At 66.2% G+C, this 12,934-nt stretch carries 12 protein-coding genes; 9 read left to right on the plus strand and 3 right to left on the minus strand.

All coding sequences use genetic code 11. The features are described 5' to 3' along the window. Nucleotides 1-11: 11 nt before the first annotated feature. The 7 genes from lepB to nagZ all read left to right on the plus strand — a co-directional run bounded on the left by lepB (nucleotide 12) and on the right by nagZ (nucleotide 6,384). Nucleotides 12-905, plus strand: a complete 894-nt coding sequence (gene lepB / locus H3H55_RS05570; RefSeq protein ID WP_011544943.1) for a signal peptidase I — start codon at nucleotides 12-14, stop codon at nucleotides 903-905. 153 nt (nucleotides 906-1,058) lie between these two features. Beyond that, entirely contained in the window at nucleotides 1,059-2,285 is a 1,227-nt protein-coding gene (gene rnc / locus H3H55_RS05575) for a ribonuclease III (protein WP_193097917.1), read from the plus strand. A gap of 60 nt (nucleotides 2,286-2,345) precedes the next feature. After that, nucleotides 2,346-3,245, plus strand: coding sequence for a GTPase Era (gene era, locus H3H55_RS05580; protein ID WP_129514070.1), 900 nt, complete (start codon nucleotides 2,346-2,348; stop codon nucleotides 3,243-3,245). After that, on the plus strand, nucleotides 3,232-4,068 hold the full coding sequence (gene recO / locus H3H55_RS05585) for a DNA repair protein RecO (protein WP_048249535.1): 837 nt from the start codon (nucleotides 3,232-3,234) through the stop codon (nucleotides 4,066-4,068). Before era ends, recO begins: the two co-directional genes overlap by 14 nt. Further along, nucleotides 4,065-4,841, plus strand: coding sequence for a pyridoxine 5'-phosphate synthase (gene pdxJ, locus H3H55_RS05590; protein ID WP_176046848.1), 777 nt, complete (start codon nucleotides 4,065-4,067; stop codon nucleotides 4,839-4,841). Before recO ends, pdxJ begins: the two co-directional genes overlap by 4 nt. Nucleotides 4,842-4,910: 69 nt before the next feature. Further along, on the plus strand, nucleotides 4,911-5,339 hold the full coding sequence (gene acpS / locus H3H55_RS05595) for a holo-ACP synthase (RefSeq protein WP_048249532.1): 429 nt from the start codon (nucleotides 4,911-4,913) through the stop codon (nucleotides 5,337-5,339). Between the two features lie 16 nt (nucleotides 5,340-5,355). Further along, nucleotides 5,356-6,384: a beta-N-acetylhexosaminidase gene (nagZ, locus tag H3H55_RS05600; protein ID WP_193097918.1), complete on the plus strand. Its 1,029-nt coding sequence runs from the start codon at nucleotides 5,356-5,358 to the stop codon at nucleotides 6,382-6,384. Nucleotides 6,385-6,573: 189 nt separating this feature from the next. Here the strand turns inward: nagZ and H3H55_RS05605 are convergent, their stop codons facing one another. The 3 genes from H3H55_RS05605 to earP form a co-directional block, all read right to left on the minus strand. Next, nucleotides 6,574-7,959 carry a sigma-54-dependent transcriptional regulator gene (locus H3H55_RS05605; RefSeq protein ID WP_193097919.1) on the minus strand — a complete coding sequence of 462 codons (1,386 nt, stop codon included), beginning with the start codon at nucleotides 7,957-7,959 and terminating at the stop codon, nucleotides 6,574-6,576. Nucleotides 7,960-8,227: 268 nt separating this feature from the next. Continuing rightward, the gene (gene efp, locus H3H55_RS05610; RefSeq protein WP_047900193.1) at nucleotides 8,228-8,785 is read right to left on the minus strand and encodes an elongation factor P; all 558 of its coding nucleotides are present in this window, start codon (nucleotides 8,783-8,785) and stop codon (nucleotides 8,228-8,230) included. Between the two features lie 126 nt (nucleotides 8,786-8,911). Continuing rightward, on the minus strand, nucleotides 8,912-10,105 hold the full coding sequence (earP, locus tag H3H55_RS05615) for an elongation factor P maturation arginine rhamnosyltransferase EarP (protein ID WP_193097920.1): 1,194 nt from the start codon (nucleotides 10,103-10,105) through the stop codon (nucleotides 8,912-8,914). A gap of 76 nt (nucleotides 10,106-10,181) precedes the next feature. Between earP and uvrC the strand changes: the two genes are divergently transcribed. Continuing rightward, entirely contained in the window at nucleotides 10,182-12,224 is a 2,043-nt protein-coding gene (uvrC, locus tag H3H55_RS05620) for an excinuclease ABC subunit UvrC (protein ID WP_193097921.1), read from the plus strand. Nucleotides 12,225-12,323: 99 nt separating this feature from the next. Further along, entirely contained in the window at nucleotides 12,324-12,911 is a 588-nt protein-coding gene (pgsA, locus tag H3H55_RS05625; RefSeq protein ID WP_011544951.1) for a CDP-diacylglycerol--glycerol-3-phosphate 3-phosphatidyltransferase, read from the plus strand. Nucleotides 12,912-12,934: the final 23 nt, after the last annotated feature.

Here is a 12,934-nt window from a genome sequence, read left to right on the forward strand (position 1 = left end):
CTGTTCCTTTTATGAATTTTGCGCTGATTCTTTTTGTGCTCGTCGTCGTGACGGGCGTAGCGTGGGTGCTGGACAAACTGGTGTTCCTGCCGCGGCGACGCAAGGCAGCCGACTCGGCGATCGAGGAGTTCGATCGCCAGCAGTCGCGCATCGACAAGCGTTTCGCGGACGAAAACGCCGTGCAGACGCGTTCGAAGCTGCGTGACGAGAAGCTGCGCCAGCCGTGGTGGCTCGAGTACACGGCGAGCTTCTTCCCGGTGATCCTCGCGGTGTTCGTCGTGCGTTCGTTCGTCGTCGAGCCGTTCAAGATTCCGTCGGGCTCGATGGTGCCGACGCTGCTCGTCGGCGACTTCATCCTCGTCAACAAGTTCGAATACGGGCTGCGCCTGCCGGTCACGAACACGAAGATCACGCAGGGCAGCCCGCTGTCGCGCGGCGACGTCGTCGTGTTCCGCTATCCGAAGGACGAGTCGGTCGACTACATCAAGCGCGTGATCGGCCTGCCGGGCGACACGGTCGCTTACCAGGACAAGCAGCTGACGATCAACGGCCAGCCGGTGCCCGAAACGCCGCTGCCCGACTTCTTCGACGACGAGCGTCAGAACTACGCGAAGCAGTTCGAGGAAACGATCGGCAACAAGAAGAACGCGATCCTCAACAACCCTGCCGTGCCGCCGTTCGTGATGGGCGCATACGACTATCCGTATCGCGACAACTGCACGTACAACAGCCGCGGCGTGATCTGCAAGGTGCCGCCCGGTCACTACTTCATGATGGGCGACAACCGCGACAACAGCGCGGACAGCCGCTACTGGGGTTTCGTGCCGGACCAGAACATCGTCGGCCGCGCGTTCTTCATCTGGATGAACTTCAGCGATCTGAAGCGCATCGGTTCCTTCAACTGATCGCATTCGATGCACACGCAATACGCGACGCACGGGCCGTGTCGCGTATTGCCGAACTACTTTAAGAACCGGCGGTAACACCGCCTCGTCACGCCTTTTCGCGTCCGGCCGCGCCGTTTCGGCCCGACCGGCGCCCGCGTTATACTCCTGCACATGCCCCTATCCCAGTTGGAAAGCCGGCTGCGCTACGAATTTCGCAATGCGGAATTGTTGCGCCAGGCTTTGACCCATCGTAGTCACAGTGCCACGCATAACGAACGGCTCGAGTTTCTCGGCGACTCCGTTCTGAATTGCGCGGTGGCCGCCCTTTTGTTCCAGCGTTTCAGCAAGCTGGACGAAGGCGACCTGTCGCGCGTACGCGCCAATCTCGTCAAACAGCAGTCGCTGTACGAAATCGCTCAGGCCCTGAATATCGCGGACGGGTTGCGGCTGGGCGAGGGCGAGCTGCGCAGCGGTGGCTTCCGCCGCCCGTCGATCCTCGCGGACGCGTTCGAAGCCATCATCGGGGCCGTGTTCCTCGATGGCGGCTTCGAAGCCGCCCAAGGGGTCATCAAGCGCCTCTACATCCCGATTCTCGACCACATCGATCCGCGCACGCTCGGCAAGGACGCGAAGACGCTGCTGCAGGAGTACCTGCAGGGACACAAGATTGCGTTGCCGACCTACACGGTCGTCGCGACGCATGGTGCGGCGCACAATCAGCAATTCGAAGTCGAATGCACGGTGCCGAAGCTCGACGTGAAGGTATCGGGCTCCGGCGCGAGCCGGCGTGCGGCCGAGCAGGCGGCGGCGAAGAAGGCGCTCGACGAAGTGATGGCGGCCGCGCCGATGCTGGCCGCGAAGCCGAAACGCTCGAAGAATGCGCGCGGGTCGAAGCATGTCGAACCCGAAATCGTGCCGGGCGTGAAGGGCGTGCAGGAAGCGCTCGACCTGCGCTCGCCCGAACGGAAGGAACGTGCGGCGGTGCGCGAGGCCAAGGCGGCCGGTGCGGCGCCCGCGGCAGCCGCTGCGACCGGAGCCGGCGTGGAGCCGGCCGCGGCGCCGATGGCCGCGATTCGCGCGGCGCATGTCGAGACGGCTGCGGACAAGGGCGAACGGGCGACGAAGCCGGCAATCGACAAGGTTGCCGACAAGCCGGCCGACCGGCCCGACAAGGCCGCGGAAAAACCTGCGGAAGGCGCGCCGCGCGCAACCGACAAGCCGGCGGGCCATACAGCCGATCCGGCATCCGCGTCCGCCGACAAGTCATCCGCCGGTTCCGACCCTGCTTCGCGCGCGACAGCGCGCGCACGCGATGCCGCGGCGCCCGACTCCGAAACGCCGCCGGGCGGCGCGAGCCTCGCCGCCACGCAGGCGCGCGTGGCCGATGCCGACCACTGAATTGCCCATCGATCGTGCCGCGCACCGCGCGGCCGTTTCCGAACCTGTCTCCCAAACGATATGAACACTCCCGCTCCTACCGGTTTCCGTTGCGGCATGATCGCGATCGTGGGCCGCCCGAACGTCGGCAAGTCGACGTTGATGAACGAACTCGTCGGCCAGAAGATCAGCATCACGTCGCGCAAGGCGCAGACGACCCGCCATCGCATCACCGGCATCAATACGTTCGACGATGCACAATTCGTGTTCGTCGACACGCCGGGTTTTCAGACCCGTCACAGCACCGCGCTGAACCGTTCGCTGAACCGCGCGGTCACGTCGACGCTGACGTCGGTCGACGTGATCCTGTTCGTGATCGAGGCCGGCCGCTTCGGGCCCGACGACCAGAAGGTGCTCGACCTGATCCCGCCCGGCATGCCGACGCTGCTGATCACGAACAAGATCGACCGCGTCAACGACAAGGCGACGCTGTATCCGTTCATGCAGAAGATGAGCGCGCTGCGTGAATTCGCCGAGCTCGTGCCGCTGTCGGCGCAGCGGCCGGAAGACATCAAGCGCCTGCTGGAGACGATCAAGCCGTACCTGCCGGAAGGCGCGCCGATCTACGGCGAGGACGAGCTGACCGACCGCAGCTCGCGTTTCCTCGCGGCCGAGATCCTGCGCGAGAAGGTGTTCCGCTGGACCGGCGACGAACTGCCGTACACGAGCACCGTCGTGATCGACAAGTTCGAGGAGGAAGGGCGCCTGAAGCGCATCTTCGCGACGATCCTCGTCGAGCGCGATTCGCACAAGGCGATGGTGATCGGCAAGAAGGGCGAGAAGCTCAAGCAGATCAGCACCGAAGCGCGGATGGACATGGAAAAACTGTTCGACGGCCCCGTGTACCTCGAGACCTTCGTGAAGGTGAGAAGCGGCTGGGCCGACAACGAGGCGGGGCTGCGCGCCTATGGGTACGAATGACGCGCTGACGTCGACTGAAGACGCGGTGACGGCCGGCGCGAACGACGCGCCGCTGCCGGCACCGCCTGAACCGCCGCGCAAGGCGCGGCGTGCGACGTCTCGCACGTCCGATTTTCGTGTGGCCGAGCAGCCAGCGTACGTGCTGCACAGCTATCCCTACCGGGAAACGAGCCTGATCATCGACGTGCTGACGCGCGATCATGGCCGGCTCGCGCTCGTCGCGAAGGGCGCGAAGCGCCCGCACTCCGCGCTGCGCGGCGTCCTGCAGACCTTCCAGCCGCTGCTGCTGTCCTGGTCGGGCAAATCCGAGGTGCGCACGTTGACCGGCGCCGAGTGGGTCGGCGGCATGCTGCCGCTCGGCGGCGACGGCTTGCTGTGCGGCTTCTACGCGAACGAGCTGCTCGTGAAATTCTGCGCGCGCGAGGATCCCCAGCCGCCGCTGTTCAATCATTATGTGTTGACCCTCACGCGCCTCGCGCACGGCGAGCCCGCGGTGCAGGTGCTGCGCTCGTTCGAGCGCGTGCTGCTGCGCGAGACCGGTTATGCGATGGCGCTGAACCGTACGGTCGCGCGCCGTGCGGTCGAGCCCGACCGCCGCTACGTGTTCGATCCCGAGCGCGGCGTGCGCAATGCGGACGACGATGTACCGTCGCACTGGCCGGTCATCACTGGACAGACGTTGCTCGACATGGAGCAGGACGATTACCATCGAGCCCAGACGGTTGCGCAAAGCAAGACGCTGATGCGCTTCCTGCTGAACACCTATCTCGGCGGTACGCCGCTTGCCACGCGTCAGATCCTGATCGACCTGCAAAACCTATGAGCTTCTTCCTGACAACGCCCACCGCCATCGACCTCGGCGTGAACATCGACCACGTCGCGACGCTGCGCAATGCGCGCGGCACGAGCTATCCCGATCCGATCCGTGCGGCGCTTGCCGCCGAAGAAGCCGGTGCGGACGCGATCACGCTGCATCTGCGCGAAGATCGCCGTCACATCGTCGACGCGGACGTGCGCAAGCTGCGCCCGCTGCTGAAGACGCGCATGAACCTCGAATGCGCGGTGACGGCCGAGATGCTCGACATCGCGTGCGAAGTGCGGCCGCACGATGCGTGTCTGGTGCCCGAGAAGCGCGAGGAACTGACGACCGAAGGCGGCCTCGATGTCGCGGGCCACTTCGAGGCCGTGCGCGCGGCGTGCAAGCAGCTCGCCGACGTCGGCGTGCGCGTGTCGCTGTTCATCGACCCGGACGAGACGCAGATCCGTGCCGCGCATGAAGCGGGCGCGCCGGTGATCGAACTGCATACGGGCCGCTATGCCGAGGCGCACGACGAAGCCGAGCAACAGCGCGAATACGAGCGCATCGTCGCGGGCGTACAGGCCGGCGCGCAGCTCGGCCTGAAGGTCAACGCGGGGCACGGGCTGCACTACACGAACGTGCAGCAGATCGCCGCGATCGACGGCATCGTCGAGCTGAACATCGGCCACGCGATCGTCGCGCACGCGATCTTCGCGGGCTGGGACAACGCGGTGCGCGAGATGAAGGCGATCATGGTCGCCGCGCGCGTTGCCGCGTTGCACGGCGGTGCGCGCTGAAGATGACATGCCACCGCATGCGTGACGTTCGCAACCCGGCCCCGCTGGGACGCCCCGGCGCGTACTGACATGGCGATCTACGGCATCGGTACCGACATCGCCCAGGTGAGCCGCATCGCGGCCGTGCTCGAACGCACGGGCGGCCGGTTCGCCGAGAAGGTGCTGGGCCCCGACGAACTGCGCGTGTTTCATGCGCGCCGCGCGCGCTCCGAGGCGCGCGGCATCGCGTTTCTCGCGACGCGCTTTTCCGCGAAGGAAGCGTTCTCGAAGGCGATCGGGCTCGGCATGCACTGGCCGATGACGTGGCGTGCACTGCAGACCCTCAACCACCCGAGCGGCGAGCCGTACGTGGTCGCGTCGGGCGAGCTGGCCGACTGGCTCGCCGCGCGCGGCATCACGGCACGCGTGACGGTCAGCGACGAACGCGATTACGCGGTGTCGTTCGTGATCGCCGAGACGGACGCCGCACCTGCACCTGTTTCCCGAACCCCCTCCTGACGGAATTCCCGATTCGATGAAAACGACTCCCGGCCCGGTCATGCTCGACGTCGTCGGCACGGCCCTGACGCGCGACGATGCGCGGCGCCTCGCGCATCCGAACACCGGCGGCGTGATCTTGTTCGCGCGGCACTTCCAGAATCGCGCGCAGCTGACCGCACTGACCGACTCGATCCGCGCGGTGCGCGAAGACATCCTGATCGCCGTCGATCACGAAGGCGGGCGCGTGCAGCGGTTCCGCACCGACGGCTTCACGGTGCTGCCCGCGATGCGCCGCCTCGGCGAGCTGTGGGATCGCGACGTGCTGCTCGCGACGAAGGTCGCGACTGCCGTCGGCTACATCCTGGCCGCCGAGCTGCGTGCGTGCGGGCTCGACATGAGCTTCACGCCCGTGCTCGACCTCGACTACGGGCACTCGAAAGTGATTGGCGATCGCGCGTTTCATCGCGACCCTCGCATCGTCACGCTGCTCGCGAAGAGCCTGAACCACGGGCTGTCGCTCGCCGGCATGGCGAACTGCGGCAAGCACTTCCCGGGGCACGGTTTCGCGGAAGCCGATTCGCACGTCGCGCTGCCGACCGACGATCGCACGCTCGACGCGATCCTCAAGCAGGACGTCGCGCCGTACGACTGGCTCGGCTTGTCGCTGTCCGCGGTGATTCCCGCGCACGTGATCTACACGCAGGTCGACAAGCGGCCGGCCGGTTTCTCGCGCATCTGGCTGCAGGACATCCTGCGCGGGCAGCTCGGCTTCACGGGCGCGATCTTCAGCGACGACCTGTCGATGGAAGCCGCCCGCGAAGGCGGCACGCTCACGCAGGCGGCCGACGCCGCGCTCGCTGCCGGTTGCGACATGGTGCTTGTCTGCAACCAGCCGGATGCGGCCGAGGTCGTGCTGAACGGACTGAAAGCGCACGCGTCGGCCGAGTCGGCACGGCGCATCAAGCGGATGCGCGCGCGCGGCAAGGCGCTCAAGTGGGACAAGCTGATCGTGCAGCCCGAGTATCTGCAGGCGCAGGTGCTGTTGAGCAGCGCACTGGCGTAAGCGGGGAGGGGATGGCGCGCTGCGCGCCATTCCGGCCGCCGAAACAAAAAGCCGCGCTGTTGCGCGGCTTTTTTACGGGTTGCGGCAGGTTCGAATCGGACTGCGGTGGGAATCGAGCAAGCCGGTGCGGCGAGTTTTGACGCAACTAACGGTCGAACCCGATCAGCGCCCGCATTCACCACCGTTCGCTCAGTTCACCTTCATCCGCTGCAGCTTGTTGTACAGCGTCTTCGGGCTGATGCCGAGCAGCGTCGCCGCACGGTGGCGTGTACCGCCGACCGCGTCGAGCGTCGCGCGGATCAGCAGATCCTCGACGTCGGACAGCGGCGTGCCGACCTTGATCTGCACGCTGCTGCCGTTCAGCGCGGCGCTGGCGGAGAAGCTTGCCTCGCCCGCGCGCAGCGTCTCGATGAAGTCGCCTGATGCGTCGTACGCGAAGCGCACGCGCTCCTGCAGCTCGCGCACGTTGCCGGGCCATTCGTAGGACAGGCATTCGCGCACGAAGCCCGGTGCCGCCCGTTTGTCGGTGATGCTGCGGCCGGTTGCGCGCGCTTCGCGGTTCAGTTCGTCGATCTGCGCGTCCGCGATCGCGAGTGCGTCGCCGTCACGCTCGCGCAGCGGCGGCATCGTGATCGACGCAGCATCGAGGCGCAACCACAGATCCTCGCGCAGCGTGCCGTTCGCGACCGCTTCGCGCGCCGGGCGGCGTGTGGTCGCGATCAGCCGGAAATCGCTCGTGATCGAGCTCGTGCCGCCGATCCGCATGAAGTTCTGCGAATCGAGCGCATGCAGCAGCGCTTCCTGCAGCACGAGCGGCAGCGCCGTGATCTCGTCGAGGAACAGCGTGCCGCCGCCGGCCTGTTCGAACAGACCCGACTCGCGTCGCTCGGCGCCGTCGAACGCGCCGCGCTCATGGCCGAACAGCACGCTGTCGAGCGATGCGCCGTGCCGGCCGGCCTGCGCGATCATGCGGCAGTCGAACGATACGAACGGCCCCTTGCGGCGCCGGCTCAGCTCGTGCAGCGTGCGCGCGGCCAGCTTCTTGCCGGTGCCGGCTTCGCCCGAGAACAGCACGGCCGTTTCGGTGCGCGCGTTGTGCTCGATCATGTCGTACACGTGCTGCATCGCGTCGCTGCGGCCGACCAGCGCACCGAAGCGGCCGAGGTGGCGCAGCGAGGCACGCAGCGACTGCACTTCGTCGATCAGTTCGTACGGACGGGGAATCCGCGCGAGCAGGCTGCGCAGGCGCGGAATGTTGATCGGCTTCAGCAGGTAATCCCAGATACCGTGACGCAGGCCCTCGATTGCGCTCTCGACCGTTGCATTGCCCGTCAGCACGATGACGGGCAGCGAACCGTTCGGCTGCTGCTGCGGCAGGTGCTGGAGCAGGTCGAACCCGCTGCCGTCCGGCAGGTTCAGGTCGACGAGGACGACATCGGGAATCGAGCGGCCGAGCGCCGTGCGCGCTTCGGCGAGCGACGTGGCCGTGTCGACCGAGAAGCCGTCTGCAGCGAGCAGCGCGGTGAGGCCGGACAGACTGTTGGGATCGTCTTCGACAATCAGGGCGTGTGGCATGGTGGACGCGAGTCGAGTCAAAAGAGGCGGGCTGTCGGCCAACGGGGCCGCAGCCGCATGTCAGATTAAAAACTGATTTTATGCCCCACCGAACGCGTAACGCGCATTATTTCTCCGGCGCTATAAAACAGTTACCGATGATACAAATTGAATATCTTTAGCGGTGGATTTTGTGCTTCATATGGCACTGGTTTTCGGTCGCTGTTTGCGACAGGCAAACAAAAAGCGCCCCGAAGGGCGCTTTGTTCGATGCGTGTAACGCTGGCGATTACGCGCGGCTGCGGTATTCGTTCGTACGCGTATCGATTTCGATCTTGTCGCCGGTGTTGCAGAAGAGCGGCACTTGCAGTTCGAAGCCCGTTGCGAGCTTGGCGTTCTTCAGCACCTTGCCCGACGACGTGTCGCCCTTGACGGCCGGTTCCGTGTAGGTGATCTCGCGAACGAGGACCGTCGGCAGGTCGACCGAGATCGCCTTCTCGTTGTAGAACACGACTTCGCACGCCATGCCGTCTTCGAGGTAGTTCAGCGCTTCGCCCATCATTTCGGCTTCGACTTCGTACTGGTTGTAGTCGGCGTCCATGAACACGTACATCGGGTCCGCGAAGTACGAATACGTCACTTCCTTGCGGTCGAGCACGACGACGTCGAACTTGTCGTCTGCCTTGTAGACCGATTCCTGGCCTGCGTTGGTCAGCAGGTTCTTCATCTTCATCTTGACGACGGCGGAATTACGGCCCGACTTGTTGTATTCCGCCTTGGCGATGACCCAAGCATCGCTGCCGATCTGCACGACGTTGCCTACGCGGAGTTCCTGTGCGGTCTTCATAAAAACTGTCCTGATCAAATCAAATAAATAGGTGCCTGAGCGTTGCGCAACGGCTGACGGCGCAAGCGGCGCGTTCCGGTGGACGCCAAAAGCGAGCGCTTGCCTGGTCAGCCGTCGGATAACCGCTTATTTTAACTGAGATTTTGCGTATTCCGCCAGCTTTCCGGCGAGATCGCCGACGGCCGCGAGCGTGTCGGCCCAGCGGGCCGCGTTGGTGTCCAGCGCGGCACGGTGCTGGTGCAAATCGGCCCAGTCGGGCGTGCCGGCGCCGTTCCACGCATGCCAGAACCGCTCGAGCGCCGCGCGGGGCGCGTCGGCGAGGCCGGCCGACAGGTGCGCGAGCGCGGCGTCGAGCTTCGGCAGGTGCACGTCGTCGGCCTGCGGATAGATGTGCCACACGAACGGCTTGCGCGCCCACTGCGCACGGACGAACGAATCCTCGCCGCGCACGAAATTGATGTCCGCCACCCACAGCAGCGGATCGTAGTCGGCCTGGGGGACGAATGCGAGGCCATGTGCGACCAGGTTGCCGCTGTGCGCATGCGCGCCCGCGCCGAACGAATCGACCCCGAAAAAGCGTGCGACGGCGGGTGACACGCGGCCGGCCGGCACCAGCGCGACGACCGGTGACGGGCCGTCGCGCCACTGCGCGAGCAGCGCGTCGACGGCCGGATTCTCGTAGGCGAACAGACTGACGACCGTCGTGCCGGGTGCCGGCGGCGCGCCGCCGGTCGCGCGCTGCCACCACGCGGCGCGTGCGGCCGGGTCGGTTTCGAAGGCGACGCGGCGCGCGTCGAGGTCGTGCTCCTTCGGCACGCCGCCCGTGCCGGCCGACAGGCCCGGGAAGAAGAACGTCTTCAGCAACGGGTAGCGCGGATGCGGCGATGGCCGCAAATGGAAATCGGCGACCCAGTCCTCGGCGCTCAGGTATTCGAGGTTGATCCACACGGGACGACGTTCCCGGCGCGCCATCGCCGCGAGATATGCGCCGGGCAGCTCGCACGCGAACGCCTCGATCACGACATCGGCGATCTCCAGCGCGTCGCCGACTTCCGCATGCCAGTGCTCGATCACGATCGCATCGACCGTCTGTCGCCCCGCGTCGGGATCGACCCCCGGCAGCAGGCGCGCGAACGTGCGCAGGTCGTCGACGAACAGGCGAACCTGCCAGCCGTGCTCGTGCGCGAGCTGGCGTGCGACACGCCAGCACACGCCGATGTCGCCGAAATTGTCGATCACCGTGCAGAAGAGGTCGCAGGCGATCGGTTCGTTCGGCGCGAGCGGCGCGGTGGAGAGGGGGGCAGCGGAGGTGCGTGGCATCGAAGCGGGCCGGTGAATGCTCTAAACTGGCGATTCTAATAGACCCGTTCCGCGTTACAAGGCGCCCGGATCACGCATGACATCCCCAGAAGCCTCCGATACTCCGTTCGAACCGAAGAAGATCCTTGCGCAGTTGCCGCACATGCCGGGCGTCTATCGTTATTACGACACGGCGGGCGCCGTCCTCTACGTCGGCAAGGCGCGCGATCTGAAGAAGCGCGTGTCGAGCTATTTCACGAAGACGCAGCTGTCGCCGCGCATCGCGATGATGGTCACGCGCATCGCGCGAATCGAGACGACCGTCACGCGCTCTGAGGCCGAGGCGCTGCTGCTCGAGAACAACCTGATCAAGGCGCTGGCGCCGCGCTACAACATCCTGTTTCGCGACGACAAGTCGTATCCGTACCTGAAGCTCACCGCGCACCGTTTTCCGCGGATGGCCTACTACCGCGGCTCGGTCGACAAGCAGAACCAGTATTTCGGCCCGTTCCCGAGCGCGTGGGCCGTGCGCGAGAGCATCCAGATCCTGCAGCGCGTGTTCCAGTTGCGTACCTGCGAGGATTCGGTCTTCAACAACCGCACGCGGCCGTGCCTGCTGCACCAGATCGGGCGCTGCACGGCGCCGTGCGTCGGCGCGATCTCCACGGACGACTACGCGATCGACGTGTCGAACGCCGCGCGTTTCCTGCTCGGCCGGCAATCCGAAGTGATGAAGGAGCTCGAGCAGAAGATGCACGCGTTCGCGGCCGAGCTGAAATTCGAGCAGGCGGCGGCCGTGCGCAACCAGATGAGCTCGCTCGCGACGGTGCTGCACCAGCAGGCGATCGAGGTCGGCGGCGACAGCGACGTCGACATCCTGGCGGTCGTCGCGGAGGGCGGGCGCGTGTGCGTGAACCTCGCGATGGTGCGCGGCGGCCGGCATCTGGGCGACAAGGCGTATTTCCCGACGCACGTCGAAAGCGCGCTGACGCTTGCCGAGGGCGGTCTCGGCGATGAAGGCGAGGTGGCGGAAGCAACCGACGCGACCGATGCGGTTGCCGGCGTGCTGCCCGACCAGCCCGCGGAAGAAACGGTCGGCGCACGCAGCGACACGGTGGCGTCGATCGAGGCCGAGGTGCTCGACGCATTCATCGCGCAGCACTATCTCGGCAACCGCGTGCCGCCCGTGCTCGTCGTGAGCCATGCGCCCGCGAGCCGCGACCTGCTCGAACTGCTGTCGGAGCAGGCCGGCCACAAGGTGTCGCTGGTGCGGCAGCCGCAGGGGCAGCGGCGCGCGTGGCTGTCGATGGCCGAGCAGAATGCGCAGCTTGCGCTCGCGCGGCTGCTGTCCGAGCAGGGCTCGCAGCAGGCGCGCACGCGCTCGCTTGCGGAGACGCTCAGCTACGAATGCGACGATCTCGCGACGTTGCGGATCGAATGCTTCGACATCAGCCATACGATGGGCGAGGCGACGCAGGCGTCGTGCGTCGTCTACCACCATCACAAGATGCAGTCGGGCGAGTATCGCCGCTACAACATCACGGGCATCACGCCGGGCGACGATTACGCGGCGATGAGGCAGGTGCTCACGCGCCGCTACGAGAAGATGGTCGAGCAGGCCGCGCAGGCGGCCGCCGCCGACGATGCGGCCGGCATCGACGGCGAGTCGACGCGTCAGGCCGAGGCGTCGAGCCTGCTGCCGAACATCGTGCTGATCGACGGCGGCAAGGGTCAGGTCGAAATCGCGCGCCAGGTGTTCACCGAGCTGGGCCTCGACACGTCGATGCTGGTCGGCGTCGCGAAGGGCGAGGGGCGCAAGGTCGGCCTCGAGACGCTCGTGTTCGCGGACGGCCGCACCGCACTCGAACTCGGCAAGGAAAGCGCCGCGCTGATGCTCGTCGCGCAGATTCGCGACGAGGCGCACCGCTTTGCGATCACCGGCATGCGCGCGAAGCGGGCGAAGGCGCGCCAGACGTCGCGGCTCGAGGAACTCGAAGGCGTCGGCGCGAAACGCCGGCAGCGACTGCTCGCGCGGTTCGGCGGGTTGCGCGGCGTCGTTGCCGCGAGCGTCGAGGAACTGGCGAGCGTCGAGGGCATCTCGCACGCGCTCGCCGAACAGATCTACAAGCAGCTTCACTGACGCCGCCCGTGCGGCCGGCAGCCTGGCACGCGTTTTCGCGTTCTTGTGGCAGGCCGGTCGACACGGCACAATTGCGAATCCTTTACTGTCCCGGATGCCATGCCGTTCAATTTCCCGATTTTCCTGACGTGGGTGCGGATCGTGCTGATTCCGCTCGTCGTCGGCGTGTTCTATCTGCCGGACACGGTGATGGGCGGCGCGCACCGCAATCTCGCGGCGGCGGCGATCTTCATCCTCGCCGCGCTGACCGACTGGTTCGACGGGTTTCTCGCACGCAAGTGGAACCAGACGTCGTCGTTCGGCGCATTTCTCGATCCGGTGGCGGACAAGCTGATGGTGACGGCCGCGCTGCTGATCCTCGTGCAGATTTCGCGGGTCGACGCGGCGATCGCGCTCGTGATCGTCGGTCGCGAGATCGCGATCTCGGCGCTGCGCGAGTGGATGGCGCAGATCGGCGCGTCGAAGAGTGTCGCGGTGAACCAGCTCGGCAAGTTCAAGACCGCGTGCCAGATGGTCGCGATTCCGATGCTGCTGTTCTACGGACCGCTGCCGCTCGGCGTCGTGACGATCGACACGCGCGTGTGGGGCGAGTGGCTGATGTATCTCGCGGCGGTGCTGACGATCTGGTCGATGCTGTACTACATGAAGCTTGCGTGGCCGCAGATTCGCGAGCGCGGCGGCGCGTGACCTGTGCCACTTACGCGTCGGCG

Source organism: Burkholderia sp. Z1 (assembly GCF_014893795.1).
In the GTDB taxonomy this organism is placed as follows: Bacteria; Pseudomonadota; Gammaproteobacteria; order Burkholderiales; family Burkholderiaceae; genus Burkholderia; species Burkholderia theae.

What these genes read in the sequence shown, in the direction of transcription:
- lepB (WP_011544943.1), top strand. Translation starts at nt 12, where the DNA reads ATGAATTTTGCGCTGATTCTTTTTGTGCTCGTCGTCGTGACGGGCGTA.
- rnc (WP_193097917.1), top strand. Translation starts at nt 1,059, where the DNA reads ATGCCCCTATCCCAGTTGGAAAGCCGGCTGCGCTACGAATTTCGCAAT.
- efp (WP_047900193.1), bottom strand. Translation starts at nt 8,785, where the DNA reads ATGAAGACCGCACAGGAACTCCGCGTAGGCAACGTCGTGCAGATCGGC.
- era (WP_129514070.1), top strand. Translation starts at nt 2,346, where the DNA reads ATGAACACTCCCGCTCCTACCGGTTTCCGTTGCGGCATGATCGCGATC.
- pdxJ (WP_176046848.1), top strand. Translation starts at nt 4,065, where the DNA reads ATGAGCTTCTTCCTGACAACGCCCACCGCCATCGACCTCGGCGTGAAC.
- uvrC (WP_193097921.1), top strand. Translation starts at nt 10,182, where the DNA reads ATGACATCCCCAGAAGCCTCCGATACTCCGTTCGAACCGAAGAAGATC.
- earP (WP_193097920.1), bottom strand. Translation starts at nt 10,105, where the DNA reads ATGCCACGCACCTCCGCTGCCCCCCTCTCCACCGCGCCGCTCGCGCCG.
- H3H55_RS05605 (WP_193097919.1), bottom strand. Translation starts at nt 7,959, where the DNA reads ATGCCACACGCCCTGATTGTCGAAGACGATCCCAACAGTCTGTCCGGC.
- acpS (WP_048249532.1), top strand. Translation starts at nt 4,911, where the DNA reads ATGGCGATCTACGGCATCGGTACCGACATCGCCCAGGTGAGCCGCATC.
- pgsA (WP_011544951.1), top strand. Translation starts at nt 12,324, where the DNA reads ATGCCGTTCAATTTCCCGATTTTCCTGACGTGGGTGCGGATCGTGCTG.
- recO (WP_048249535.1), top strand. Translation starts at nt 3,232, where the DNA reads ATGGGTACGAATGACGCGCTGACGTCGACTGAAGACGCGGTGACGGCC.
- nagZ (WP_193097918.1), top strand. Translation starts at nt 5,356, where the DNA reads ATGAAAACGACTCCCGGCCCGGTCATGCTCGACGTCGTCGGCACGGCC.